The organism is Thioclava sediminum (assembly GCF_002020355.1).
In the GTDB taxonomy this organism is placed as follows: Bacteria; Pseudomonadota; Alphaproteobacteria; order Rhodobacterales; family Rhodobacteraceae; genus Thioclava; species Thioclava sediminum.
Genome location: NZ_MPZV01000002.1, coordinates 585091 through 608445 on the forward strand (window position 1 = coordinate 585091; position 23355 = coordinate 608445).

29 protein-coding genes are annotated in these 23355 nt (G+C 63.7%); 17 read left to right on the top strand and 12 right to left on the bottom strand.

The features are described from left to right. The first annotated feature begins 22 nt into the window (after positions 1–22). The 9 genes from BMI91_RS10045 to BMI91_RS10085 all read left to right on the top strand — a co-directional run bounded on the left by BMI91_RS10045 (position 23) and on the right by BMI91_RS10085 (position 7456). Complete coding sequence (locus BMI91_RS10045; RefSeq protein ID WP_078605111.1) at positions 23–862, top strand: S49 family peptidase; 840 nt, start codon at positions 23–25, stop codon at positions 860–862. Positions 863–881: 19 nt separating this feature from the next. Beyond that, positions 882–1082, top strand: coding sequence for a hypothetical protein (locus BMI91_RS10050; protein WP_425274935.1), 201 nt, complete (start codon positions 882–884; stop codon positions 1080–1082). After that, positions 1079–2059 (top strand): calcium/sodium antiporter, encoded by a 981-nt coding sequence (locus BMI91_RS10055; RefSeq protein ID WP_078604852.1) that lies wholly within the window; start codon positions 1079–1081, stop codon positions 2057–2059. Before BMI91_RS10050 ends, BMI91_RS10055 begins: the two co-directional genes overlap by 4 nt. Continuing rightward, entirely contained in the window at positions 2056–2832 is a 777-nt protein-coding gene (locus BMI91_RS10060; RefSeq protein WP_078604853.1) for an SDR family oxidoreductase, read from the top strand. The genes BMI91_RS10055 and BMI91_RS10060 overlap by 4 nt, the downstream gene beginning before the upstream one ends. Positions 2833–3196: 364 nt before the next feature. Then, complete coding sequence (gene uvrC, locus BMI91_RS10065) at positions 3197–5038, top strand: excinuclease ABC subunit UvrC (protein WP_093477087.1); 1842 nt, start codon at positions 3197–3199, stop codon at positions 5036–5038. A gap of 1 nt (position 5039) precedes the next feature. Next, positions 5040–6098 carry a lysine-2,3-aminomutase-like protein gene (locus tag BMI91_RS10070; protein ID WP_078604854.1) on the top strand — a complete coding sequence of 353 codons (1059 nt, stop codon included), beginning with the start codon at positions 5040–5042 and terminating at the stop codon, positions 6096–6098. 45 nt (positions 6099–6143) lie between these two features. Next, positions 6144–6773 carry a CDP-diacylglycerol--glycerol-3-phosphate 3-phosphatidyltransferase gene (gene pgsA, locus BMI91_RS10075; protein WP_078542255.1) on the top strand — a complete coding sequence of 210 codons (630 nt, stop codon included), beginning with the start codon at positions 6144–6146 and terminating at the stop codon, positions 6771–6773. Beyond that, entirely contained in the window at positions 6766–7014 is a 249-nt protein-coding gene (gene moaD, locus BMI91_RS10080) for a molybdopterin converting factor subunit 1 (RefSeq protein ID WP_078604855.1), read from the top strand. The genes pgsA and moaD overlap by 8 nt, the downstream gene beginning before the upstream one ends. 1 nt (position 7015) lies before the next feature. Beyond that, complete coding sequence (locus BMI91_RS10085; protein ID WP_078604856.1) at positions 7016–7456, top strand: molybdenum cofactor biosynthesis protein MoaE; 441 nt, start codon at positions 7016–7018, stop codon at positions 7454–7456. Here the strand turns inward: BMI91_RS10085 and BMI91_RS10090 are convergent, their stop codons facing one another. Beyond that, positions 7457–8275, bottom strand: a complete 819-nt coding sequence (locus BMI91_RS10090; protein ID WP_078604857.1) for a sulfotransferase family protein — start codon at positions 8273–8275, stop codon at positions 7457–7459. A 150-nt stretch (positions 8276–8425) separates the two neighbouring features. Between BMI91_RS10090 and BMI91_RS10095 the strand changes: the two genes are divergently transcribed. Beyond that, entirely contained in the window at positions 8426–10000 is a 1575-nt protein-coding gene (locus tag BMI91_RS10095; protein ID WP_078604858.1) for a DUF5928 domain-containing protein, read from the top strand. A gap of 11 nt (positions 10001–10011) precedes the next feature. Then, a complete protein-coding gene (locus BMI91_RS10100; protein WP_078604859.1) occupies positions 10012–10392 on the top strand; it encodes an HIT domain-containing protein in 381 nt (126 codons plus the stop codon). A 40-nt stretch (positions 10393–10432) separates the two neighbouring features. On the opposite strand, the gene BMI91_RS10105 is transcribed toward BMI91_RS10100, so the two are convergent. Together BMI91_RS10105 and nth are read right to left on the bottom strand one after the other, a co-directional pair. Continuing rightward, positions 10433–11419: an adenosine kinase gene (locus tag BMI91_RS10105; RefSeq protein ID WP_078604860.1), complete on the bottom strand. Its 987-nt coding sequence runs from the start codon at positions 11417–11419 to the stop codon at positions 10433–10435. Next, the gene (gene nth / locus BMI91_RS10110; protein WP_078604861.1) at positions 11416–12060 is read right to left on the bottom strand and encodes an endonuclease III; all 645 of its coding nucleotides are present in this window, start codon (positions 12058–12060) and stop codon (positions 11416–11418) included. Before nth ends, BMI91_RS10105 begins: the two co-directional genes overlap by 4 nt. A gap of 114 nt (positions 12061–12174) precedes the next feature. Here nth and BMI91_RS10115 point away from each other — a divergent pair, with 114 nt between their 5' ends. From BMI91_RS10115 to BMI91_RS10125, 3 genes are all read left to right on the top strand, one after another. Next, the gene (locus BMI91_RS10115) at positions 12175–13029 is read left to right on the top strand and encodes a bifunctional helix-turn-helix domain-containing protein/methylated-DNA--[protein]-cysteine S-methyltransferase (protein WP_078549083.1); all 855 of its coding nucleotides are present in this window, start codon (positions 12175–12177) and stop codon (positions 13027–13029) included. A gap of 141 nt (positions 13030–13170) precedes the next feature. Next, positions 13171–13851, top strand: coding sequence for a YiaD family glycine zipper/OmpA-like lipoprotein (locus tag BMI91_RS10120; protein WP_075773903.1), 681 nt, complete (start codon positions 13171–13173; stop codon positions 13849–13851). A gap of 98 nt (positions 13852–13949) precedes the next feature. Continuing rightward, entirely contained in the window at positions 13950–14711 is a 762-nt protein-coding gene (locus BMI91_RS10125) for a FadR/GntR family transcriptional regulator (RefSeq protein ID WP_078522464.1), read from the top strand. An 83-nt stretch (positions 14712–14794) separates the two neighbouring features. On the opposite strand, the gene BMI91_RS10130 is transcribed toward BMI91_RS10125, so the two are convergent. The 5 genes from BMI91_RS10130 to BMI91_RS10150 form a co-directional block, all read right to left on the bottom strand. Beyond that, positions 14795–15352: a F0F1 ATP synthase subunit B gene (locus BMI91_RS10130; protein ID WP_078522463.1), complete on the bottom strand. Its 558-nt coding sequence runs from the start codon at positions 15350–15352 to the stop codon at positions 14795–14797. A 4-nt stretch (positions 15353–15356) separates the two neighbouring features. Beyond that, positions 15357–15920, bottom strand: a complete 564-nt coding sequence (locus BMI91_RS10135) for a F0F1 ATP synthase subunit B' (RefSeq protein ID WP_078522462.1) — start codon at positions 15918–15920, stop codon at positions 15357–15359. 91 nt (positions 15921–16011) lie between these two features. Beyond that, positions 16012–16248, bottom strand: a complete 237-nt coding sequence (locus BMI91_RS10140; protein ID WP_038144344.1) for a F0F1 ATP synthase subunit C — start codon at positions 16246–16248, stop codon at positions 16012–16014. A 64-nt stretch (positions 16249–16312) separates the two neighbouring features. After that, positions 16313–17068, bottom strand: a complete 756-nt coding sequence (locus BMI91_RS10145) for a F0F1 ATP synthase subunit A (protein ID WP_093476999.1) — start codon at positions 17066–17068, stop codon at positions 16313–16315. Positions 17069–17075: 7 nt separating this feature from the next. Next, positions 17076–17432: an AtpZ/AtpI family protein gene (locus tag BMI91_RS10150; protein WP_078522460.1), complete on the bottom strand. Its 357-nt coding sequence runs from the start codon at positions 17430–17432 to the stop codon at positions 17076–17078. Positions 17433–17647: 215 nt separating this feature from the next. On the opposite strand from BMI91_RS10150, the gene BMI91_RS10155 reads away from it, so the two are divergent. After that, entirely contained in the window at positions 17648–18064 is a 417-nt protein-coding gene (locus BMI91_RS10155; protein ID WP_078569781.1) for an ArsR/SmtB family transcription factor, read from the top strand. On the opposite strand, the gene BMI91_RS10160 is transcribed toward BMI91_RS10155, so the two are convergent. Next, on the bottom strand, positions 18061–18810 hold the full coding sequence (locus BMI91_RS10160; protein WP_078604862.1) for an SDR family NAD(P)-dependent oxidoreductase: 750 nt from the start codon (positions 18808–18810) through the stop codon (positions 18061–18063). The genes BMI91_RS10155 and BMI91_RS10160 overlap by 4 nt on opposite strands. Positions 18811–19028: 218 nt before the next feature. On the opposite strand from BMI91_RS10160, the gene BMI91_RS10165 reads away from it, so the two are divergent. Next, the gene (locus tag BMI91_RS10165) at positions 19029–20090 is read left to right on the top strand and encodes a hypothetical protein (RefSeq protein ID WP_078604863.1); all 1062 of its coding nucleotides are present in this window, start codon (positions 19029–19031) and stop codon (positions 20088–20090) included. A gap of 180 nt (positions 20091–20270) precedes the next feature. Here BMI91_RS10165 and BMI91_RS10170 read toward each other — a convergent pair whose 3' ends face one another. After that, positions 20271–21047: a DUF1013 domain-containing protein gene (locus BMI91_RS10170; RefSeq protein ID WP_078522456.1), complete on the bottom strand. Its 777-nt coding sequence runs from the start codon at positions 21045–21047 to the stop codon at positions 20271–20273. Positions 21048–21179: 132 nt separating this feature from the next. On the opposite strand from BMI91_RS10170, the gene BMI91_RS10175 reads away from it, so the two are divergent. Then, positions 21180–21830 carry a ribonuclease T2 family protein gene (locus BMI91_RS10175; RefSeq protein WP_078604864.1) on the top strand — a complete coding sequence of 217 codons (651 nt, stop codon included), beginning with the start codon at positions 21180–21182 and terminating at the stop codon, positions 21828–21830. 4 nt (positions 21831–21834) lie between these two features. Here BMI91_RS10175 and BMI91_RS10180 read toward each other — a convergent pair whose 3' ends face one another. Continuing rightward, positions 21835–22299, bottom strand: a complete 465-nt coding sequence (locus BMI91_RS10180; RefSeq protein ID WP_078542270.1) for a SpoIIAA family protein — start codon at positions 22297–22299, stop codon at positions 21835–21837. Positions 22300–22364: 65 nt separating this feature from the next. Next, positions 22365–23351 carry an NAD(P)H-quinone oxidoreductase gene (locus tag BMI91_RS10185; RefSeq protein ID WP_078605112.1) on the bottom strand — a complete coding sequence of 329 codons (987 nt, stop codon included), beginning with the start codon at positions 23349–23351 and terminating at the stop codon, positions 22365–22367. Positions 23352–23355: the final 4 nt, after the last annotated feature.

Sequence of the window (23355 nt, forward strand, 5' to 3'; positions counted from 1 at the left end):
GGTGAGCCTCTACATCCCTCACATGAGCCTGATCCAACGCCTCCCCTTCGTCAAGAAATCGCCCTTCGTCGCGGTTATCCGTTTGCACGGTGCCATCGGCATGTCGCGCCCCGGAGCGCCCGGCCTGTCGGATGCCGCAATGGCCCCGATCATCGAGCGTGCCTTCGCACGCGGCAAACCGGCTGCGGTCGCTTTGCTGATCAATTCGCCCGGCGGATCGCCCGTGCAATCGGCGCTGATCGCGGGGCGCATCCGCAGGCTTGCGGATGAAAAAGACATTCCCGTCCATGCTTTCGTCGAAGACGTCGCGGCCTCGGGCGGCTATTGGCTGGCCTGCGCCGCCGACCAGATCTGGGCCGATCCGACCTCGGTCGTGGGCTCGATCGGGGTGATCTCGGCAGGCTTCGGCCTCGACGAGTTCATCAACCGCCACGGCATCCAGCGCCGCGTTCATACCGCAGGCGGCTCGAAAAGTTTCATGGACCCGTTCCGCCCCGAGAAGGACGAAGACGTCGCGCGGCTCAACAAGCTGCTCGACGACATGCATGTCTCGTTCAAGGAGCATGTGCAGTCGCGGCGCGGCGCGAAGCTGCCGGAGGATCGCGACCTCTTCACCGGCGACATCTGGACCGGGCGGCAGGCGCTGGCCGAAAACACCGGGCTGATCGACGGGCTCGGCCATGCGGTGCCGAAGCTGAAAGAGATCTACGGCGAGAAGACCCGCATCGTGCCTTACGCGCCCAAACGCTCGATCTTCCGGCGCTTCGGCGCGCAGATCGGGGGCGAGATGGCTGCGGCCACCGCAGGCGCTCTGATCGATACCGCCGAGGAACGCGCGCTCTGGGCGCGCTACGGGCTGTAACCGGATGCTCATCAAGGGCATGACACTCTTCCTCGTCGTCATGGCGGTGCTCGCCATGTTCGGCAAGCTGCGGATGCCGAAGATCAAGGGCCCGCGCGGACCCGGCAGGCTGTCGGCGCGTTGCCCCGACTGCGGACGTCCGAAAATCGGTCGGGGCCCCTGCCCCTGCAAGACGACCTCCAATAGCAAAACTGCGAAGAAGACGGAGCGCCGTAAATGATCTGGGATTTCGGCGAGATCATTGCCGGGCTGGTACTGCTGGTCGTGGCGGGTGACCTGCTGGTGAAAGGCGCAGTGGCAATGTCGCTGCGCCTTGGCATTCCTGCACTGATCGTCGGGCTCACCGTGGTGGCCTTCGGCACCTCCGCACCCGAGCTGATGGTCTCAGTCGCCGCCGTGCTCGACAAGGCGCCCAGCATGGCGCTCGGCAATGTCGTGGGCTCGAACATCGCCAATATCCTTCTGGTGCTGGGCTTGCCCGCGATGATCTCCGCGATCCGCACCGATCTGCACGACACGCGCGAGAGCTTCGTGTTGATGATGGGGGCGACGGTCCTCTTCATCCTCGTCTGCTTCATGGGCCCGATCGGCTGGGCGCAGGCGCTGCTCCTGCTCTTCGCGCTCGGCATCATCCTGTTCCGGCAAATCCGCGAGGCGCGCGCCCATCGTGCCAATCGCGGCGCGGGCTCCGGTCCCGAGACCGAAGCCGATGAAGAGGTCGAGAGCGTCGATCCGAATATGCCGCTCTGGCGCATCGGGCTCTACGTTCTCGCAGGCCTCGTGGGGCTGCCTCTGGGGGCGAGCTGGCTGGTCAGCGGCGCTTCCGAGATCGCAAGCGCGATGGGCGTCTCGGATGCGGTGATCGGCCTGACGCTGGTCGCGCTCGGCACCTCGCTGCCCGAACTGGCGACCTCGATCACCGCGGCGATGAAGGGCCGGTCGGACCTCGCGCTCGGCAATGTCGTGGGCTCCAACATCTTCAACCTGCTCTGCATCATCGGCGTCGCGGGCCTGTTCGGCGACATTCCGGTGCCGAGCCAGATGCTGCATGTCGACCTTTGGGTGATGGCGGCGGCCTCGATCGCGCTGGCCCCGTTCATCTTCGGCAACCGCGTGATCACCCGAGGCATCGGCATCGCTTTCACCGCCGCGTACCTGGCCTATATGGTGGCCCTCTTCATTGGAGGCAGCGCATGAAACGAGCATTGGTGACAGGCGGCGCGAAACGGCTGGGACGCGCGATGGCGCTTTATCTGGCCGAGCGCGGCGTAGACGTCGTAATCCATTATCACGGCTCCGCAGAGGACGCGGAGGCAACGGCAGCAGAGGCCCGTGCGAAAGGCGTGCGCGCCGAGATCGTGCAGGCCGATCTGCTGGACGAGGCCGCGACGGCGGAACTGGTGCCCCGCGCGGCGCAACTGCTCGACGGGCCGCTCGATCTGCTGATCAACAACGCCTCGATTTTCGAATACGACACGATCCGCTCGGCCACGCGCGAAAGCTGGGACCGGCATATCGGGTCGAACCTGCGCGCGCCCTTCGTGCTGATCCAGCATTTCGCGGCGCAGGCTCCGCAAGCCGACCGCTCGGGTGCGGAACCCAAGGCCCGCGCGCTGGTGATCAACATGGTTGACCAGCGAATGCGCAAGTTGACGCCGGAGTTCATGACCTACACGCTCGCGAAGATGGGGCTGTGGACACTCACGCAGACGAGTGCGCAGGCGCTGGCTCCCGCTATACGTGTGAACGCGATCGGCCCGGGCCCGACCCTGCAAGGCGCGCGCCAGTCTGAAGACCACTTCAACCGGCAGCGCGCAGCGACGATCCTAGAACGCGGCGCAGACCCCGCAGATATCGTCGCGGCGCTGGGATATTTCATGGACGCACCCGCCGTCACAGGTCAGTTGCTCTGCGTCGATGGAGGCCAACATTTGGGCTGGCGGACCCCCGATGTATTAGGTCCGGAATGAGCCTGAAAACGAATCGCAGGCCAAAGTTGTGCACTGCGCGGCGGCTTGTAACAGTACCGTCACAAAAGTAGTAATCCTTTCAATAGCTTGGCGAGTGTGCGAAAAATTTCTCAATGAAATCAAAGCACTCGTAACTTGCTCAAAAAATGAGCAAACACTCTATCAACCCTTATATTAAGGTCGGAACCCACGGTCCCACATGTTTGCCAACAGAGTTATCCCCAAATTTCGTGGACATGTTTTTCCTTGAAAACGTCTTCGCGAGGTTGCAGCCACAGGGGAGAATCGAAGCCTGCTCATGAATGACGACGTAAACAGCAACGACGCCCTCGATCCCCCGGCGGCCACGCGCCCGCAACACGGGATGACGGGCCATGCGCTGATCGCGGATTATCTCAAGCGTCTCGACGGCTCACCGGGCGTCTATCGGATGCTGAACGCGAAGGGCGAGGTGCTCTATGTCGGCAAGGCGCGCAACCTGAAGGCGCGCGTTTCGAACTATGCACGCCCCTCGGGGCACTCGGCGCGGATCGCCCGGATGATCCATGAGACCGCCTCGATGATGTTCCTCACGACGCGGACCGAGACCGAGGCGCTGCTGCTCGAGCAGAACCTGATCAAGCAGCTCAAGCCGCGCTACAACGTGCTCGCGCGGGACGACAAAAGCTTCCCCAATATCCTGATCGCGACGGACCACCCCTATCCAATGATCAAGAAGCATCGCGGCGCGCGCAAAGAGAAAGGGCATTACTTCGGCCCCTTCGCGAGCGCGAGCGCGGTGAACCGCACGCTCAACCAGCTGGAGCGGGTCTTCCTGCTGCGCAACTGCTCGGACTCGATGTTCGAGACCCGCACGCGGCCCTGTCTGCAATATCAGATCAAGCGCTGCTCCGGGCCTTGCGTGGGCAAAATCTCCGAGGAGGATTACGCAGCGCTGGTCGACGACGCGAAGCGCTTCCTGCAAGGCAAGTCCACCACGATCCAGCGCGAACTGGCGGAGCAGATGCAGCAGGCCTCCGACGATATGGAATTCGAGCGCGCCGCTGCGCTCCGCGACCGGATCAAGGCGCTGACCAACGTGCAGCAAAGCCAGGGGATCAACCCGCGCAGCACCGCCGAGGCCGATGTGATCGCTCTCCATCAGGAGGGCGGGCAGGCCTGCGTGCAGGTCTTCTTCATCCGCGCGAACCAGAGCTGGGGCAACCACGACTTCTACCCCAAGACCGGCTCCGGCGCCGAGGCGCCCGAAATCCTGCAGGCTTTCATCGCGCAGTTCTACACGAACCGCCCGCCGCCGAAGCTGATCCTGCTGTCGCACCCGGTCGAGGATGAGGAACTGGTGAGCGAATTCCTCTCCGAGCGCGCCGAGCGCAAGGTCGAGATCACCGTCCCGCAGCGCGGCGAAAAGGCCGAGCTGGTCGAGAATGCCGCGCGCAATGCCCGCGAGAGCCTCGGTCGGAAGATGTCCGAAAGTGCTGCGCAGGCGAAACTGCTGGCGGGCGTCGCCGAGGCCTTCGGGCTGGAGAAGCCGCCACAGCGGATCGAGGTCTACGACAACTCGCACATTCAGGGCGCGCATGCCGTGGGCGGGATGATCGTCGCGGGGCCGGAAGGCTTCATCAAGAGCCAGTATCGCAAGTTCAACATCAAGAACGCGGACCTGACGCCGGGCGACGACTTCGGGATGATGAAAGAGGTGCTGACGCGCCGCTTCACCCGGTTGCTGAAGGAAGACCCGGAGCGGAAATCCGAGGCCTGGCCCGATCTTCTGCTGATCGACGGTGGCGCCGGGCAGGTCTCGGCGGTGCGTGAGATCATGGATGAGATGGGCGTGAGCGATGTCGCGATGGTCGGTGTCGCGAAAGGTGTGGACCGCGACCACGGCAAGGAAGAATTCCACCGCACAGGCCAGCGCCCCATCGCCCTGCCCCGGCAATCGCCGGTTCTTTATTACATCCAACGCCTGCGCGACGAGGCGCACCGCTGGGCCATCGGTACGCACCGCGCGAAACGCGCCAAGGCGCAGATGGCGAACCCGCTGGACGAGGTTCCGGGCATCGGGGCGGCCCGCAAGCGCGCGCTGCTCGCGCATTTCGGCTCGGCCAAGGCGGTCAGCCGCGCCGCTCCCATCGACCTGATGGAGGTCGACGGCATCTCCGAGGCGATGGCCGAGACGATCCACAATTTCTTCAACGAGAAGGGCTGAGATGACCGATCACAGCCGCCACCCCCGCGCGCTGACCCGCGTGGCCGATCTCGAACGCGACGGGCTGACCGCCTCGGATAAGCGCGCCGATCTGGAGCGCGTAGCCGGAGAGTTCCGCATCCGCGTGACACCCGAGATGCGCGGGGCGATTGCCGATCCGAGCGATCCGGTGGCCGCGCAATTCGTGCCCGCCGCGGCGGAACTGGTGACACGCCCCGAAGAGCTGGAAGACCCGATCGGCGACGACGCCCATTCCCCCGCACCCGGGCTGACGCATCGCTATCCCGACCGGGTGATCCTCCACATCACCAAGACCTGCGACGTCTATTGCCGCTTCTGCTTCCGCCGCGAGACGGTGGGCGAAACCGGGCCGCTGCCGGAAGACCAATTGACGCAGGCGCTCGATTATATCGCGGCGACCCCGGCCATTCGCGAGGTGATCCTGACCGGGGGCGACCCGCTCACGTTGTCGACGCGCAGGCTTGGCGCGGTGCTCGACCGCCTCTCCGCAATCGCGCATCTCGACCAGATCCGGCTGCATACGCGCGTGCCGGTCGTCGCCCCCGAACGGATCACCGAACAGCTTTGCGCCATCCTGCGCGCCGCGCCGACCGCGTGGATCGTGCTGCACACCAACCACGCGCAGGAACTCACACCCGCCGCCCGCGATGCCATCGCGCGGCTAGTGGATCGCGGCATCCCGATGCTATCGCAAACGGTGCTGCTGCGGGGCGTCAACGCGAGTGCCGACGCGCTGGAGGCACTGTTCCGCGCCCTCACCAAGCTGCGCGTCAAACCCTATTACCTGCACCACTGCGACCTCGCCCGCGGCACCTCGCATTTCCGCACCACCATCGCGGAAGGGCGCGCACTGATGGCCGAGCTGCGCCGTCGCTGCTCGGGGACGATGCTGCCCAGCTACGTGCTCGATATCCCCGGCGGCCACGGCAAGGTGCCGATCACCTCGGACCATTTCACACCGGGCGACAGCCCCGGAGATTGGTGCGTTACCGACCGCAATGGGACGGTGCATGCATATCGCGATCCCGCGACCCGTTAACGCGCCCTCTTCCGCTTTGCGAACCACGCAGCTAGGTTGCCTCCCATGAAATGGACCCTTCCCAATATCCTGACTGTGCTCAGGCTCTTGGCTGCCCCGGGTGTGGCGGTCTTGTTCCTTTACTTTTCTCGTCCCTGGGCCGACTGGCTGGCGCTTGCGCTGTTCATCAGCGCGGCGGTCACCGACTGGTTCGATGGCTACCTCGCCCGGGCGTGGAAACAGGAGAGCCGCTTCGGCGCGATGCTCGACCCCATCGCCGACAAGGCGATGGTGGTGATCGCGCTGGTGGTGCTGACCGGCTATTCGGGCATGAACCCGTGGCTGATCCTGCCCGCCACCGTGATCCTGTTCCGCGAGGTCTTCGTCTCGGGGCTGCGTGAATTCCTCGGCGCAGATGCCGGGCGCCTGCGGGTGACCAAGCTCGCAAAGTGGAAGACGACCGCGCAGATGGTGGCGATCGCCGTGCTGTTCCTCGGCACCGGGCTCGCCTATCTCGAGCAGGGTCAGGCCCCGCGCGCAGGCGAGGGCGATATCCGCTTGGGCGCCACACCCGCCGATTTCGCGACTCATGTCGGCCTCGCGCTGATCTGGATCGCCGCTGTGCTGACCGCGATCACCGGCTGGGACTATTTCCGCAAGGCCCTGCCCTATCTGAAGGAGCCGAGCCATGATTGACGTGCTCTATTTCGCTTGGGTCCGCGAGCGGATCGGCCTGCCGCGCGAGAAGATGGAGACGCAGGCTAAGACCGTGGCCGATCTCGTCGAAGAGCTGAAGGCACGCGAGCCGCGCTACGAGGCGGCTTTTGCCGACATTTCCGCCCTGCGCGTGGCGCTCGATCAGGATCTGGCGGAGTTCGATGCGCCGCTCGAAGGCGTGCGCGAAGTGGCCTTCTTCCCGCCGATGACGGGTGGTTGAGATGAAAGTCTCCGTTCAGGCCGAGCCCTTCGATCTGGGCGCAGAGCTTGCCGATTTCGGCACGGGCCGCGCGGATGTCGGCGCCGTCGTCAGCTTCACCGGCATCGTGCGCGACGACACCGGCGCGATGGAGGCGCTGGAGCTGGAGCATTACCCCGGCATGACCGAGCGTGCGATCGCTGGCATCGTGGATCAGGCGGTCGAGCGCTGGAACCTGTCGGACGTGACCGTCATCCACCGCCACGGACGGCTGGGCGTGGGCGAGCAGATCATGATGGTCGCCACAGCCGCGCGCCACCGCGTCGCGGCGTTTGAAGCCGCCGAGTTTCTGATGGATTATCTCAAATCCCGCGCCCCCTTCTGGAAGAAGGAACATGGGCCCGAGGGCACTTCCTGGGTCGCCGCGAAGGATGAAGACGAGGACGCGCTGAAGCGCTGGTGATCAGTCGCCCAGCTTGGCGTGCACCTCGTCCAGATCGACCTCTCCAATCGGCAGCTTGTTGTCCGGATCGTCGAAATCGTATTGGAACAGCTGGAAATCCTTCTTGTAGATTTCCCAGATCAGGTGGCGTGAGAGATCGTCAAAATAGTCGCTCACCTTATGCGCGCGCTTCGGCCCATGCCCTTCGGATTCGTTGAACCGCGGCACCTTGGCCAGATCGACCTTCACCGGCGTTTCGACAGCGTCGAGCACCGACTGCATGCCTTCGTTGAACTTCTCGGTGAAGAAGATGTTGTCGTAGCGCCCGCCATTGACGATGAAGGTCGAGATATGACCCGACATGGCCGACCAGTGAATGTCCGGCTCCATCGGGCGGCGCCAACGGATCGTGTCGCGCGCAAACAGCAGGAAGCGGCGGAACGAGGCGACCTGATCGAAATCGAAATCGTCCTCGGGAGAGCCGACCTCGATCCCGTATTTCTGGATCAGCTGCGGCACCAGCTTGCCGCGATAACGTTTGCCGTTGCGCTGAATGCCCGCGATCTTGTCGAAGAAGGACGACAGGATGCGCTGATAGGGATTGCGCACGCAGGTGAAGGCGTAGCTTTTGTGCGCCAGCACGTTTTCGGTGATCGGCGTCTGGCTTTCGTCCTGCGACCACTTATGCAGCCCGGCCTTGGAATCGTGGATGTCGCCGTCGAAGAATTTCCCGTGATCGGAATAGAACATGATCTGCCCGATGGAGGAGCAGGCGCATTTCGGCACGACGCGATACACCATGCTTTCGCTCTCGGTCATCCAGGTTCCGGGAAATCCCATTCAAAGCCCTCCAGAAGGTCGCATACCCGTGACCGGGTAACGCAGACATAATAAATATCGAGTAAAGAGCAAAGAAGTCCTGTCTTTTCAACGCTCATTCCGGCTAACAAGTCGGATAATACCAGCAAGTGACATCGCATCGTTTCCCGTATGGCCCGAATCGCCTTTATTCTTCTGACCCATAAGGATCCTGACGGGATCATCGCGCAGGCGGAACGGCTGACGCAGACGGGCGATTATGTGGCGATCCATTTCGACGCGCGCGCCAAGCCCGAACATTACCGCAAGCTGCGCAGCGCGCTCGATGCCAATCCCAATGTCACCTTCGCGAAAAAGCGCGTCAAATGCGGCTGGGGCGAATGGAGCCTCGTCGCCGCGACTCTGGAAGCAGTAAAAGCCGCGGTCGCCGATTTCCCGCGCGCCACCCATTTCTACATGCTCTCGGGCGATTGCATGCAGATCAAATCGGCCGAGTACGCGCATAACTTCCTCGATGCGGAAGAGGTCGATTACATCGAAAGCTTCGACTTCTTATCGTCGGGCTGGATCAAGACGGGGATGAAGGAAGACCGGCTGGTCTATCGCCACTGGTTCAACGAGCGCAATCAACCCAAGCGGTTCTACCTCGCTTATAACCTGCAAAAGCAACTCAAGCTGTCGCGCGAGGTGCCGAGCGATCTGCAGATGATGATCGGCTCGCAATGGTGGTGTCTGCGGCGGCGGACGATGGAGCAGGTGCTCGATTTCATCAAGGCGCGGCCCGATGTGATGCGGTTCTTCCGCACGACATGGATCCCGGACGAGACCTTCTTCCAGACCATCGTCCATCACCTGATCCCCGAGACCGAGATCCGCACCCGGACGCTGACCTTCCTGATGTTCACCGATTACGGGATGCCGGCGAATTTCTACAACGACCATTACGATCTGCTGCTGGCGCAGGATTACCTCTTCGCGCGCAAGATCAGCCCCGAGGCGCGCGACCTGAAGCAGCGTCTGGGCGAGCTGTGGACGCGCGAGGGCGTGGAGTTCGCCGTCTCGAACGAGGGCCGCGCGCTGCATCGCTTCCTCACCGGGCGGGGGCGCATTGGCCGTCGCTTCGCGCCCCGCTTCTGGGAGGCGGAGGCGACCTTGGGCCGCGAGCGCACGCTGACCCTGATCCTGTGCAAGAAATGGCATGTCGCGAAACGGCTGGTGACCGAGTTCCGCAAACGCTCCTCCATTCCGGCCCTCGATTACGTCTTCAACGAGATGGGCCCCCTGCCCGATCTCGGCGGCATCGAGACCAGCCCGGAAAAGCGCAACCGTCACCGCCGTGCGCTGATGCGGATGGTCTTCGACCACGAGAACGCCGACCGCATGGTGGTCTGCGTCGATCCCGCCGAGCTGGACGTGATCGAGGATTTCACCCGCGACAAATGCCAGACCCGCATTCTCGAGATCGAGTGCCAGTTCTCCGACGACTATCTCAAGGGTCACGCGCAGCGCGTCGGCCTTGCAGGGCAGCATACGCCGCCGCAGGTGGTGGAGCAGATGCTGCCGACGATCCGCGCCGATCTGCACCATGAATCCGAACGTCTCCGCGATGCCGAGTTCGAGAATTACGCCCTCATGCGCGAGGGCGGCGAGATCGAGGACAACGCCCGCGCGCTGGCCCATGCGCTCGACATCCCCTCCGATATGGCGCAGGAATTGGCCGAACTCGACTACATCTTCCGCGACTGAGGAGAGAGGCCATGGCCTATACCTATGACGATCAGAACATCTTCGCCAAGATCCTGCGCGGCGAGATCCCGAACGACACCGTGCTGGAGACCGAGCATACGCTGGCCTTCCGCGACATCGCCCCGAAAGCGCCCGAGCATGTGCTGGTGATCCCGAAAGGCGCCTATGTCGCGCTCGATCATTTCTGCGCCGAGGCGAGCGATGCCGAGATCGTCGATTTCCACCGCACCGTGGCCGAGATCTGCAAGATGACCGGCGCGAGCCCGGGCGAAGGCGGCGAGGGCTATCGCGGCATCACCAATGCGGGCGAGAACGGCGTGCAGGAAGTGCCGCATTACCACCTGCACATTCTCGCAGGTCGCCCGCTCGGGCCGATGCTGCTGATGCGCTAAGTCTTGCGGCGCGCCCTGATTCCGGGCGCGCCGGACAGGCTTAGATGAGCCCGCGATCGGCGAAGAGCGCCTTCACATCGATCTCGGGCCGTGCGCCGTAATGGCCGATCACCTCGGCCGCCGCAGCACAACCCATCTTGCCCGCAGTCTCTAGGCTCTGCCCCGTCGCGTAGCCATAGAGGAAGCCTGCCGCGAACTGATCGCCCGCGCCCGTCGCATCGACCGGCACCACGCGCTTGACCGGAACCGTCGCGCGTTCCTCGCCACGGATCAGGATCACGTCGTCGCCCGAGCGCGTGCAGACCACCAGCTCGCATTCCTCGGCCGCCTGTTTCAAAGCCGCATCCAGATCGGTCTGGTAGAGCGATTCCCATTCGTGCTGGTTGCCGATCACGTAATCCATCTGGTCGCGCACCAGACGGCGGAAATCGTCGCGGTGACGGTCGACGCAGAACGGGTCCGACAGCGCGATCCCCGCCTTGCCGCCGCCACGGTGACAGCCCTGCGCGGCCTTCAGGAACGCCGCTTTCCCGTGATCCTTGTCGAAGAGATAGCCTTCGAGGAACAGAAGCTGCGTGTTCTCCACCACCTCGAGGCTGACATCCTCGGTCGAGACCTCCGCCGAAATCCCCAGATAGGTGTTCATCGAGCGCTCACCGTCCGGCGTCACGAAAATCATCGAACGCGAGGTCGGGAGTTCCCCATCCTTCACTGGCGGGTTCGGGAAATCCGTGCCCTCGCCATGCAGAGCCGCCTCGTAGAAGCGCCCCAGCGTGTCGTCGCGCACCCGGCCGATAAAGGCGGTCGTCAGACCCAGATTGCCCAGCCCCGCGATCGTGTTGCCGACCGAACCGCCCGGCGCCTGCGTGCGCTCTTTCATCGCGCCGTACAGCGTCTCGCCGCGCTCGCGCTCGATCAACTGCATGATGCCTTTCTCGATGCCCATATGCTCGAGAAAGCTGTCGTCGCATTGCGCGATCACGTCCACGACGGCATTGCCGATACCGACGACCTGATACTGTTTCAAAGGGGTTTCTCCTCAAACTGGCACAGATCCTTGATCGGACAGGCCTGACATTTGGGTTTGCGCGCCACGCAGATATAGCGACCGTGCAGGATCAGCCAGTGATGGGCGTGGCGCTGGTATTCGACGGGCACGTTGTCTTCGATGGCGCGCTCGACCGCGTCCACATCCTTGCCCGGACAGATGCCGCTGCGGTTTCCGACGCGGAAGATATGCGTGTCGACCGCCTGCGCGGGATGGCCGAACCACATGTTCAGCACGACATTCGCGGTCTTGCGCCCCACGCCCGGCAGCGATTGCAGCGCGGCACGCGAGGACGGCACCTCACCGTTATACTGATCGACGAGGATCTGGCTCAGCTTGATGACGTTCTTCGCCTTCTGCCGGAACAGACCGATCGTCTTGATATGTTCGGTCACGCCTTCCAGACCCAGCTCCAACATCATCTCGGGCGTGTCGGCCACGGCGAAAAGTTTCCGCGTCGCCTTGTTGACCCCCGCATCGGTCGCCTGCGCAGACAGCGCCACGGCCACCACCAGCGTATAGGCGTTGACGTGCTCGAGCTCCCCCTTGGGATGGGGTTCCGAGGCTTCGAACCGCGCGAAGACCTCTTTCATCGTGGCATAATCGAATTGCTTGGCCATGCTTTCCTAATGCCCGCCACGCGCGCGAAGGGCAAGGCCGCGCGCAAACCGCAGCTTTCGGGTCGCGCGCCTGACGCCCGCGCCCTAGGATCGACGAGAACCAAGAGGTGCGTGATGAACGACCACAGCGACATTGCCGAGAGCTACCACTATCAGGTCATCGCCCGCGCGCTGGCCGAGATCGACGCAGCACAAGCGGCGGGTGAATTGCTGACGCTCGAAGCGATCTCGGCGCGGCTGTCGATGAGCCCCGCGCATTTCCAGCGGCTGTTTTCGGCCTGGGTCGGGGTCTCTCCGAAACGCTACCAGCAATATCTGACGCTCGACTTCGTGCGTGAGTTGCTGAGCCAGCGCCTGCCGCTCGACGAGGTGGCCGACCGATCGGGACTGTCCGGCACGGGCCGGTTACACGATCTGGTGCTGCGCTGGGAGGCGATGACGCCCGGGGCGTTTGCCCGCGGCGGCGAAGGCGTCACGATCCGCTGGGGACGGTTCGACAGCCCCTTTGGCCCGGTGATCGCGATGGGCACCGATCAGGGGCTCTGCGGCATGGGCTTCACCGCCGAGATGGGCGAACGCGAAACCTTTGACGATCTCGCCCGCCGCTGGCCCGAGGCTCGCTTTACCGAAGACCCCGAGCCGCTGCGTCCTTGGGTCGACGCCGCCTTCAGCCGCCACGGCGAGGCGAAGCTGACGCTGATCGGCGCGCCGTTCCAGATCAAGGTCTGGGAGGCGCTGCTCTCGATTCCTTCGGGGCAGGTCACCACCTATTCCGACATCGCCGAGGCGATTGGCAACCCCAAGGCCGTGCGCGCCGTGGGCACCGCCGTGGGCCGCAACCCGATCTCCTTCCTGATTCCCTGCCACCGCGCCCTGCGCAAATCGGGCGGATTGGGCGGCTATCACTGGGGTCTGGGCGTCAAACGCGCGATTCTGGGCTGGGAAGGCGCCCGCGCAGAGGCCGATTGAGCGTCCCTCCGCCGCTTCTACCGCCAGATGATGCGCGGATTTCCGCGCTTCACGAAAAGGGCATGGAACCTGCGCGAATTTTACGCGTATCTTCCGGCAAGCCTCGAGACATGGGGCGACCAGAGAAGGCAGAGACAGAACATGACCACCGTTCTCAAGACCAAAACCATTCTTCTGAGCGCCGCCGCTGCGATGGCGCTTACCGCTTGTGTGCCGGGCGGCTACACCGGGGCGAACAACCCCGACCAAAGCCCGAACGCAAACCGCAATGCCGGTGCGATCACCGGTGCGCTGATCGGCGGCGCCCTCGGCGCCAAGAGCAAAGGCGACGAAAAGCTGACCAAAGCCGCAGCCGGCGCGATCGTCGGCGGCGTGATCGGCGGCGCGATCGGTTCGCAGCTCGACCGTCAGGCGCAGGAACTGCGTCGCGACCTGACCACCAACGGCGTCAGCGTCGTGCGTCAGGGCAACCAGCTGATCGTGACGATGCCGCAAGACGTGCTCTTCGCGACCGACAGCGCGGCCGTGCGCCCCGATCTGCAGCGCGACCTGTACACGCTCGCAGGCAGCCTCAACCGCTATCCGGACACCACCGTCGAAGTCGTCGGCCATACCGACAACACCGGCGATGCGGCCTACAACATGCGCCTGTCGCGTCAGCGCGCGCAGTCGGTGGCCAATGTCCTGATTAACGGCGGCGTCCCGAGCTACCGCGTGATCCCGACGGGTCGCGGCGAGGATCAGCCCATCGCGAGCAACCTGACCCCCGAGGGTCGTCAGGCCAACCGCCGGGTCGAATTCATCATTCGTCCGAACAACTAAACCGCTCGTCAGAGTGGGAAAAGGGCCGGGGAAACCCGGCCTTTTTTCATTGCCGACGACCCGATCTGGTCATACATCTTTACCACATGGAGGGGTGCATGCCATTTCAGAAGATCGAATCCGAGAAGCTCGCGAATGCTGTCGTGCGCCAGATCGAGCAGCTCATCCTGCAGGGCATTCTGCGTCCCGGCGAGCGTCTCCCCTCCGAGCGAGAGCTGTCCGAGCGCCTTGGCGTCTCGCGTCCGAGCCTGCGCGAAGCGGTCGCGGAACTGCAGGAATCGGGTCTCCTGACCACCCGCGCCGGGGCCGGGATCTATGTCGCCGAGGTGCTCGATTCCGCCTTCTCGCCTGCCCTGATCCGGCTGTTTGCGCGCAACGATCAGGCGCTGTTCGATTACATCTCGTTCCGCCGCGACATGGAGGGGCTCGCCGCCGAGCGCGCGGCGCAATGCGGCTCGGACACCGATCTCGCGGTGATCCAGACGCTGTTCTCCCAAATGGAAGCGGCCCATTCCAAACGCAATCCCACGCAGGAGGCGCAGCTCGATGCGCAGTTCCACATGGCGATCATCGAGGCGAGCCACAACGTCATCATGATCCACATGATGCGCGCGATGTTCGACCTGCTCGCCGAGGGCGTGTTCTACAACCGCTCGATGATGTTCCGGAACCGCGGCACGCGCAGCAAGCTGCTCGACCAGCACCGGGCGATCAACGAGGCGATCCAGCGCCGCGACGCCTCTGCCGCGCGCAAGGCCATCGCGGCCCATATGGAATTCGTCGAAGTCGAGATGGCGGCGATGCGCCGGGCCGAGCGCAACGAGGCCACCGCGCGCTTACGTCTCGAACATAACCGCTGAGCCCACATCACTTCTGAGCCCAAGACAAAGAAAAACCCCGGCCCATCGGACCGGGGTTTTCAATGTCACCCGTTAGGGGGAGATCAGTTCAGGCGCTGTTCGACTTCCGAAAGCGAGCTGTCGATCATCGCGGCACGGTCCGACGCGCTCAGCTGCTTGGCGAGCACATCACCAGCGGCGGCCACGGCAACCGACACGGCGCGGTCCTTGACCTCTTTCAGAGCCTGCGCCTCGGCCGAGGCGATCTGCTCGTCAGCGGCCTTCAGGCGGCGCTCGATCGAGACCTTCAGGTCTTCCTTGGCCTTCTCGGCAGCGGCTTCGGCGTCGCGCTTGGCGGCGGCGACGATCTGGTCGGCCTGCCCCTGCACTTCGCGCGACTTGCGCTCGTAGCTGGCCAGAACCGCCTGCGCCTCGTCACGCAGCTTGCGCGCTTCGTCGAGATCCGAGCGGATGTTCGTCGCGCGCTTGTCGAGCATCTTGCCCAGCATGCCCGGCACCTTCGCGTAAAGCACGATGCCCACGAAGATGATGAAGGCGATGGTCACGATGAAGTTCGTGTTCCAAAGCGAGAAGAACGGGCCCGTCGCTGCGAAGGCGGGCTGTGCCGCCACGAACGGAAGGAGAAGCGAGAGTTTCTTCATCGTCTTAACCTTTCAGCCGTTGTTCGACAGCCGCGTTGACAGCCGATGCGTCCGAATTGCCACCCAGAGCCGCGACGATCTCGCCGGCGGTGTCCTTGGCGACCTGATCGACCGCTGCAAGCGCGCCGTCACGGATTTCCGCGATGCGGGCTTCCGATTCCGCGGAGCGTGCGGCGATCTCGGCATCTGCCTTGGCGATAGCCGCGTCGAGGTCCTTTTGGATCTCGGCCTTGGTTTCGCCTGCGATCTTCTGCGCCTGAGCGCGTGCTTCGGCCAGAGCCTTCTCGTAAGCGGCTTCGGCCTCTTCGGCCTTGCGCTTGAAGTCTTCGGCCGCGGCGATGTCACCCGCGATCGTGCCCTGACGATCGGCGAGAACTGCCTCGATCCGGGGCAGTGCGATGCGCGTCAGCAGCCAGTAGATCGCGACCAGAGCGACCACGAGCCAGAAGATCTGGTTCGGGTAGCTCGAGAAGTCGAGCTGCGGCATACCGGCCTTTTGCGCGGTATGTGCCGCGCCTTGGGCCGCATCAGCGGCTGCGTGCGCTGTATTTTGCGTTTCGCTTGCCATGTCGTCCCTCGACCCTGATCACAAATCCCCTTGCGGGTCACGGGATGGGCTCCGAATGAGCCCACCCGCCCTCAAGGAAAAGCGTGCTGGATCAGACGGCGAACATCAGCAGCAGCGCGACGAGGAACGAGAAGATCCCGAGCGCTTCTGCGAAGGCGATGCCGATGAAGAGGGTCGCGGTCTGGCCAGCGGCCGCCGAGGGGTTGCGCAGTGCGCCCGACAGGAAGTTGCCGGCAACGTTGCCCACACCGATAGCCGAGCCGCCCATGCCCATGCAGGCCAGACCAGCGCCGATGTAAGCACCCATTTGAACGATATTGCCTTCCATTGTCGTAACTCCTTGAGGTTGGAAGTGGCAGAAATTTGGTGAACTGGTTCGATCCGTTATCCGGTCAGTGTGCCGGGTGAAGCGCGTCGCGCAGATAGACGCAGGTCAGGATCGTGAAGACATAGGCCTGGATAAAGGCCACGAGAACTTCGAGCCCGTACATCGCGGTGATCGCGAGGATCGACAGCGGGGTGACGGCGATGCCGACGCCCGAGAACAGGATCAGCGGCGCGAAGGCGGCGAACACTTTCATAACCGCGTGGCCAGCCATCATGTTGCCCGCAAGACGAATGGAGTGGCTGACGGGCCGCACGAAGTAGGAGATGATCTCGATGATCGCGAGGATCGGGCGCAGCGCCAGCGGTGCCGAGGCCACCCAGAACAGGCTCAGGAAGCCCGCGCCGTTCTTGACGAAACCGATCACGGTCACCGCAACGAACACGGCGATCGCCAGCAGACCGGTCACAGCGATATGCGAGGTCGTGGTGAAGCCGCGCGGCAGCAGACCGAGGAAGTTCGAGAAGACGATGAACAGGAAGACCGTGAAGATATAGGGGAAGAACTTCAGCGCGTCCTTGCCCGCCACGTCTTCGACCATCTTGTGAATGAAGCCGTAGGACAACTCCGCGATCGACTGGGCGCGCGAGGGCACCACGGCGCGGCCGCGGGTGCCGATCACGAGCATGAAGAAGATCGCCAGAACGGCGATCGCCATCCACAGCGTCGCATTGGTCGGCGTGTACCAGTGAACCGGGCCATCGCCGAAGAGGGGCTTAACGATAAACTGATCCATCGGATGGAAGGTCAGTTCACTGCGCATTTCCTGTTCAAGAGTTGCCACGGTCGTCTTCCTCTTCATCGGCCATGTCGGCCGCACGCTCTTCGTTCATTTCCTTGGCCGAGCGAAGCATCACCTTCACCCCGGCCGCGAGCCCGAGAAGCGTGAACAGCACCATCATCCAAGGCATCGTGCCCATAAGCACATCCAGCCCGTATCCGATGCCGAAGCCGATCCCCAGCCCCGAAACCATTTCGATCACCATACGCCAGGCCATATTCGCCTGGGACAGATGATGATCGGCACGTTGCGGAGGCGGTTCTTGCGTCTTTCTCACTGCCGCAAGCTTCTTCTCAAGCGCTGCGAGGCGCTCGGGATCGGGCTCGTCGGAGCGGTGATCAGGCATGGTTCGGCCCCCACTCAGGTCTCAGCCGTGATAGCCGTGCCCCCCGCCTGAGTCAATTCCGGATAGGCCCCTTAAAGCACCTCGCAACCCATTGATCCGTAACGATTTTGAAAATAGGCCTCAAATTCGCGCCGCGCCAAGCTCACGCAAATGCGAGCAATCGCATATTCAACCGATCGGTTGACGTTTATCGCGGGGCGCCCCATCAAGGAGCGATGCTACCGCCGCCCACCCCATCTCTCGATGCGATCTTCGCCGCGCTCGCCGATCCGACCCGGCGGACGATCCTGACGATGCTGCTCGAAGACGACATGGCGGTGACCGACGTGGCCGAGCCCTTCGAGATGTCGCTCGCGGCCGTCTCCAAGCACCTCGCGATCCTGACCAATGCCGGGCTGATCTCTCAGGAGAAACGCGGCCGGGTGAAATGGTGCAAGCTGGAGCCGCTCGCGATGTCCGCCGCCACGACATGGATCCAGGGGTTCGGTCAGTTCGAGCCGCTGGATTTCGACGCGTTCGAGAAATTCCTCGAAGCTGAACTGGCGCAGATCGAGATCGAACCGGAGGAGACCGGGCCGGTGGAAAATGGGCAAAGCGACGCGCCGCCCGGCAGCGCGCCGCAACACGATTAGATCGAGCCCGCCTCGACCATGTAGTTGTTCGCCGTGCACATCGCCGCATCGTCCGAGGCGAGGAACAGCACCATCCGCGCGACATATTCCGGCTGGATCAGATCGGGCAGGCATTGGTTGCGACGATGATCCTCCAGCGCCTCGGGCGTGGCCCAGAGCGTTTTCTGCCGATCCGTCATGATCCAGCCCGGCACGACCGTGTTGACCCGGATCCGATGCCCGCCCAATTCGCGTGCCATCGTGCGGGTCAGCCCGTGCACCGCCGCTTTCGCCGTCGCATAGGCCGGAAAGCCGCTGCCGGCCTCCCACCACGAATTCGAGCCCATATTGATAATCGATCCCGCCCCTTTCGAGATCATGTCCGGCGCAACCGTCTGGATCGCGAAGAACATGTGGCGCAGGTTCGTGTGCTGGCGCTCGTCCCAGTACTCGGCATCGATCTCGCGCCAGTCGTGACGGTCGTCGCGCGCGGCATTGTTCACCAGCACATCCGCCGGGCCAATTTTCTCGCGTAGCCGACCCAGCGCCTCTTTCATGGCGGCGATGTCGCGCAGGTCGCACAGCTCATACTCGACGCCGAACCGTTTCGCGATCGCCGCGCTCCCCTCGGTATCGCGGTCGAGAAACCCGACCTTCGCCCCTTGCGCGGCGAAGCCTTCGACGATCAGCGCCCCGATCCCCGAGGCGCCCCCGGTCACGATCACGGATTTGCCCTTCAGGCTTGGATAGTTCGCGAATTCCGGCATCTGCTCCTCCTCTTTTCGCGGAGAGCATCGCGCCCGACGTCACGACTGTCCAGACGGCGGCGACAGGGCCTGCGTCACAAATCCTTCGCCCCGGCGTCAGCGGGCTGTCACAGCCCGAGGTATTATGACGCCCGAAGCCCCGAGCCGACAGCCTGCCGTCCGACGCGGCACCTCGCCCTCAGGGCCTTCGTCACATCAAGTCACTTTTGGGGGTATAAATGCCACGCCTTTCCCGTTCGTTCACGCTGTCCGCAGCGCTCACCGCTGCCCTTCTCTCGACCGCGCTGGTGGCTCCGGCCCATGCGCAATCCGCCTCCGATGCGGGCGTTCTGAAGGTCGCGCTCTGGGGCGACGAATTCTACAGCAAGGATCCCGAGGAGAAGGCGAACTGGATCGACCAGACCGTCGCCTCGATGAACGATCACAACCTCGACTTCACGATCTTCGCCGGCGACACCAAGAGCGGCAGCAGCGAATGCACCGATCAGGCGATCGGGGCGGACGTGAAGGCGATCTTCAACCGCCTCGACATGCCGACGCTCTACGCCCTCGGCGACAATGAATGGGTCGACTGCCACCGAACCAACAACGGCAGCTACGACCCGGTCGAGCGGCTCTCTTACCTGCGCAAGACCTTCTTCGATGCCGCGAAGTCGCAGGGTTCGAACCCGATCGACGTCGAACGTCAGGGCGCCCCGGGCGAAGCCTACAGCGAGAACAGCCGTTTCGAGCGCAACAACGTGATGTTCGTCGCCCTCAACGTGCCGGGCAGCAACAACAACCTCGTCGTGACCGACAAGCAATGCACCAAGAAGTCCGACCGCACGCAGGCCGACTGCGATGCCGCGACCGCGGAATACGACGCCCGCAACCCGAAGAACGTGGAATGGCTCAAGGAGTCCTTCGCGAAGGCGCGCGAGAATAACGACGCGGGCATCCTGATCGACATCCAGGCCGACATCTTCTTCCCGTTCGAGCTGAGCGACGGCGGCTACGAAGACGATTTCCTGCCGACCCTCGACGACAAGAACGGTTTCACCGATTTCTACAAGACCCTCGTCGAGGAGACCCACAACTTCGACGGTCAGGTCCTGCTGGTCCACGGTGACTCGCATTACTTCAAGGTCGACAAACCGATGCTCCAGTCCGATGGCCGCAGCACCGCGAATTTCACCCGCGTCGAGGTCTTCGGCAGCAGCGACAACAGCTGGGTCGAGATGACGGTCGATCCGAAATCCGATGGCGTGTTCTCGTTCCAACCCGTGGTGCTGAAGCAGTAAGCCGCGCCTGTCGTGGGAGATCGTCGGGTCTCCGGCAGCTCACACCAACCTTTAAGATACGGGCGGCGGTTCATCCGTCGCCCGTGTTCCCATTAAAGCCTCAACGACGCGAAGCGTCGCACCGCAACGAAAAAGGCCGCCCCCTATGGAGCGGCCCTGAACTTTCGCGATGGCGACAACTTACTTGCGGTTGTCGTCCTCATCCTCGTCGTCATCATCCTCGGGCAGGTTGAAGAAGCTGTCGGCGTCCGAGTAATCGGCGTTATCCGCGGCGTCGTCCTCTTCCTCGGTCTCCTGCTTGAGATCGGAAGAGGAGAAGTTCTCCAGACCGGCGATGCCGGAGGGCAGGCGCGGCTCGTCGGGCATGCCCAGCGACTGCTCGGTCGAGACCAGCTTGCGACGCTCGTCATCGCTCATCACGCCTTCGGCAGCGGCTTTCTTCGCGGCCTTCTGCACTTCGATATCCAGTTCCGACTGGCGGCACAGACCCAGCGCGACCGGATCGATCGGGGTCATGTTCTGGATGTTCCAGTGCGTGCGCTCGCGGATCGACTGGATCGTGGGCTTGGTGGTGCCGACGAGACGCGCGATCTGCGCATCGGCCAGCTCCGGGTGGAATTTCACCAGCCACAGGATCGCGTTCGGACGGTCCTGACGCTTCGACAGCGGCGTGTAGCGCGGGCCGCGACGCTTGTCCTCGCCGACGGCAGCTTTGTTGAACTTCAGCTTGAGCTTGTGCATCGGGTCTTTCTCGGCCTTATCGATCTCTTCTTGATCGAGCTGGCTCGAGGCGACCGGATCGAAGCCCTTCACGCCGGTTGCGACGTCACCATCGGCGATGCCCTGCACTTCCAACTCGTGCAGGCCACAGAAATCCGCGATCTGCTTGAAGCTGAGCGTCGTATTGTCCACCAGCCACACGGCGGTGGCCTTTGCCATCAGGGGCTTGTTCGTCATTGCAGCCATCCTTTACATATCTCTCCCGGGCCGAGAAATCGGCTGCGGCGCGGGAATTCCCTGCCGCGGTCCATTTCTGGAAGGGGAATTGCCGCCTCATATAGTCAATCGCGCGTCGGGAGAAAAGAGAAAATGACTCGTTTGGGCCTTCTGGCCGCAGCCCTGCTTGCGCTTTCGACCGCCGCCCCGCCCGCCCATGCCGGAGGTGAGCGCGCGGGCGATTTCGACTATTACGTCCTCTCGCTCAGTTGGTCGCCCACCTGGTGCGCGCTGACGGGCGATGCGCGCAACTCGCCGCAATGCGATCCGAAGCACGATCATTCTTTCGTGCTGCACGGGCTTTGGCCGCAATACGAGCGCGGCTGGCCCAGCTTTTGCCGCACGCCGCATCGCGACCCCTCGCGCCAGCAGACCGCCGCGATGGAGGATCTGACCGGCGCGCCGGGGCTGGCTTGGTACGAATGGAAGAAGCACGGGCGCTGCTCGGGCCTGTCAGCGACGGATTATTTCGCGCTGGAACGCGAAGCCTATGCGAGCATCGAAATCCCGGACGTGCTGGCGAACCTCGACCGCGACGTGAAACTGCCCGCGAAGGTGGTCGAGCAGGCGTTTCTGGAGGCCAATCCCGGCCTCGATGCCGACGAGATCACCATCACCTGCAAGTCGGGCCGCATTCAGGAGGCTCGGATCTGCCTGACCAAGGACCTCGAGCCGCGCAAATGCGGCTCCGATACGATCCGCGATTGCAGCCTGTCGGATGCGCTGATGGAAAAGGTTCGCTGAGGGATCAGTCCTCGAGCGGCGGCTGGCGATCTTCCAGCGTCGGCAGCTTGTGGCTCGCCGCGACGTCGTGACTATGGTCTTCCTCGGCCTTGCCCGCCGCGCAAATCCACGCCTTGGCCTGATCCAATTCACTCAAGCGGAACAGCTTGACCGTGCCGGGGATCATCGGCGCGAAGGCCTGCACGCCCCAGCGGATCCAGTCGACATCGCTGACCAGCGCCACCGCAGCGAAATCGCCCAGATGGGACAGGCCCAGCTTGGTGTCGTCCCATGCCGCTTTCGCGGTGTAGCCGTCGAATGCGTCGCCGATGATGTAGAGCAGCTTCACCTTGCCCTCGGCGGCGATCTTGGCCTCCACCGCCGGGATCAGATGCTGCTCGTAAGCCTCCGCGCCGATCGTGCCCTTGGCCTCGAATGCCAGCACATCGGCCGGATACCCATCCAGAAATTCAAAGCGTCCTTCGCTCATGACCGCCTCCCCTCGTTGGTTCGCGCGCGCCGCAATGATACACCCGGCGCACGCGTGACGAAAGTTCAGCCGCCCGCAACTTCCAACACGATCTTGCCAATATGCTGGCTCGTCTCCATCCGCTCATGGGCTTTTGCGGCCTCGGCCAGCGAGAAGCTGCTGTCATGGATCACGCGCAGCTTGCCCGAATTGATCATCGGCCAGACATTGGCGCGCAACTGCCGCGCAATCTCGGCCTTGGCCGCATCCGATTGCGGGCGCAGCGTGGCCCCGGTGATCGTGAGACGCTTCACCATGACCTGCGCGAAGTTGATCTCGGCCTTGGGCCCGCCAAGGAAGGCGATGAAAACGAGGCGCGCATCATTGGCCATCGCCTTGATATTGCGCGCGATATAGTCGCCGCCCACCATGTCGAGCACGAGGTTCGCGCCGCCTTCGGCCTTCAGCACATCGACGAAATCGCCCGTCTTGTAGTTGATCGCCGTCGCGCCAAGCTCTTCGCAGACCGCGCATTTCTCGGGGCTGCCCGCAGTGGTGAAGACCCGCGCGCCCAGCGCCGTCGCGATCTGGATCGCGGTCGTGCCGATCCCGGAAGAACCGCCATGCACTAGGAACCGCTCGCCCGCCTGCAAGCCGCCGCGCATCACCATGGTCGACCAGACGGTGAAGCAGGTCTCGGGCAGACAGGCCGCCGATTTCAGATCGAGCCCCGCAGGCACGGGCAGCGCATGTTCGGCCGGACAGGTCACATACTCGGCGTAACCGCCACCGGGCAGCAGCGCGCAGACCGCGTCGCCCACGTCCCAATCGGTGACGCCCGGCCCGATCGCCGCGACCCGGCCCGAGCATTCCAGCCCCGGCAGGTCCGACGCGCCCGGCGGCGGGTTGTAGGCGCCCGCGCGTTGCAGCGCATCGGGGCGGTTCACCCCGGCATAGGCCACCTCGATCAAAATCTCCCCATGACCCGCGACCGGCACGGCACGGGTGACTTCCTTCAGAACCTCCGGCGCGCCATGTTCGGAAATCTCGACGCAGCGCATCTCGGTCGGCATCTCG

What these genes read in the sequence shown, in the direction of transcription:
- BMI91_RS10055 (WP_078604852.1), top strand. Translation starts at nt 1,079, where the DNA reads ATGATCTGGGATTTCGGCGAGATCATTGCCGGGCTGGTACTGCTGGTC.
- BMI91_RS10150 (WP_078522460.1), bottom strand. Translation starts at nt 17,432, where the DNA reads ATGCCTGATCACCGCTCCGACGAGCCCGATCCCGAGCGCCTCGCAGCG.
- BMI91_RS10060 (WP_078604853.1), top strand. Translation starts at nt 2,056, where the DNA reads ATGAAACGAGCATTGGTGACAGGCGGCGCGAAACGGCTGGGACGCGCG.
- BMI91_RS10185 (WP_078605112.1), bottom strand. Translation starts at nt 23,351, where the DNA reads ATGCCGACCGAGATGCGCTGCGTCGAGATTTCCGAACATGGCGCGCCG.
- BMI91_RS10125 (WP_078522464.1), top strand. Translation starts at nt 13,950, where the DNA reads ATGCCATTTCAGAAGATCGAATCCGAGAAGCTCGCGAATGCTGTCGTG.
- BMI91_RS10180 (WP_078542270.1), bottom strand. Translation starts at nt 22,299, where the DNA reads ATGAGCGAAGGACGCTTTGAATTTCTGGATGGGTATCCGGCCGATGTG.
- BMI91_RS10135 (WP_078522462.1), bottom strand. Translation starts at nt 15,920, where the DNA reads ATGGCAAGCGAAACGCAAAATACAGCGCACGCAGCCGCTGATGCGGCC.
- nth (WP_078604861.1), bottom strand. Translation starts at nt 12,060, where the DNA reads ATGGCCAAGCAATTCGATTATGCCACGATGAAAGAGGTCTTCGCGCGG.
- BMI91_RS10115 (WP_078549083.1), top strand. Translation starts at nt 12,175, where the DNA reads ATGAACGACCACAGCGACATTGCCGAGAGCTACCACTATCAGGTCATC.
- BMI91_RS10050 (WP_425274935.1), top strand. Translation starts at nt 882, where the DNA reads ATGACACTCTTCCTCGTCGTCATGGCGGTGCTCGCCATGTTCGGCAAG.
- BMI91_RS10130 (WP_078522463.1), bottom strand. Translation starts at nt 15,352, where the DNA reads ATGAAGAAACTCTCGCTTCTCCTTCCGTTCGTGGCGGCACAGCCCGCC.
- BMI91_RS10100 (WP_078604859.1), top strand. Translation starts at nt 10,012, where the DNA reads ATGGCCTATACCTATGACGATCAGAACATCTTCGCCAAGATCCTGCGC.
- BMI91_RS10045 (WP_078605111.1), top strand. Translation starts at nt 23, where the DNA reads ATGAGCCTGATCCAACGCCTCCCCTTCGTCAAGAAATCGCCCTTCGTC.
- BMI91_RS10120 (WP_075773903.1), top strand. Translation starts at nt 13,171, where the DNA reads ATGACCACCGTTCTCAAGACCAAAACCATTCTTCTGAGCGCCGCCGCT.
- BMI91_RS10155 (WP_078569781.1), top strand. Translation starts at nt 17,648, where the DNA reads ATGCTACCGCCGCCCACCCCATCTCTCGATGCGATCTTCGCCGCGCTC.
- BMI91_RS10175 (WP_078604864.1), top strand. Translation starts at nt 21,180, where the DNA reads ATGACTCGTTTGGGCCTTCTGGCCGCAGCCCTGCTTGCGCTTTCGACC.
- BMI91_RS10165 (WP_078604863.1), top strand. Translation starts at nt 19,029, where the DNA reads ATGCCACGCCTTTCCCGTTCGTTCACGCTGTCCGCAGCGCTCACCGCT.
- BMI91_RS10070 (WP_078604854.1), top strand. Translation starts at nt 5,040, where the DNA reads ATGACCGATCACAGCCGCCACCCCCGCGCGCTGACCCGCGTGGCCGAT.
- BMI91_RS10170 (WP_078522456.1), bottom strand. Translation starts at nt 21,047, where the DNA reads ATGACGAACAAGCCCCTGATGGCAAAGGCCACCGCCGTGTGGCTGGTG.
- BMI91_RS10140 (WP_038144344.1), bottom strand. Translation starts at nt 16,248, where the DNA reads ATGGAAGGCAATATCGTTCAAATGGGTGCTTACATCGGCGCTGGTCTG.
- BMI91_RS10095 (WP_078604858.1), top strand. Translation starts at nt 8,426, where the DNA reads ATGGCCCGAATCGCCTTTATTCTTCTGACCCATAAGGATCCTGACGGG.
- pgsA (WP_078542255.1), top strand. Translation starts at nt 6,144, where the DNA reads ATGAAATGGACCCTTCCCAATATCCTGACTGTGCTCAGGCTCTTGGCT.
- moaD (WP_078604855.1), top strand. Translation starts at nt 6,766, where the DNA reads ATGATTGACGTGCTCTATTTCGCTTGGGTCCGCGAGCGGATCGGCCTG.
- BMI91_RS10145 (WP_093476999.1), bottom strand. Translation starts at nt 17,068, where the DNA reads ATGCGCAGTGAACTGACCTTCCATCCGATGGATCAGTTTATCGTTAAG.
- BMI91_RS10160 (WP_078604862.1), bottom strand. Translation starts at nt 18,810, where the DNA reads ATGCCGGAATTCGCGAACTATCCAAGCCTGAAGGGCAAATCCGTGATC.
- BMI91_RS10090 (WP_078604857.1), bottom strand. Translation starts at nt 8,275, where the DNA reads ATGGGATTTCCCGGAACCTGGATGACCGAGAGCGAAAGCATGGTGTAT.
- uvrC (WP_093477087.1), top strand. Translation starts at nt 3,197, where the DNA reads ATGACGGGCCATGCGCTGATCGCGGATTATCTCAAGCGTCTCGACGGC.
- BMI91_RS10085 (WP_078604856.1), top strand. Translation starts at nt 7,016, where the DNA reads ATGAAAGTCTCCGTTCAGGCCGAGCCCTTCGATCTGGGCGCAGAGCTT.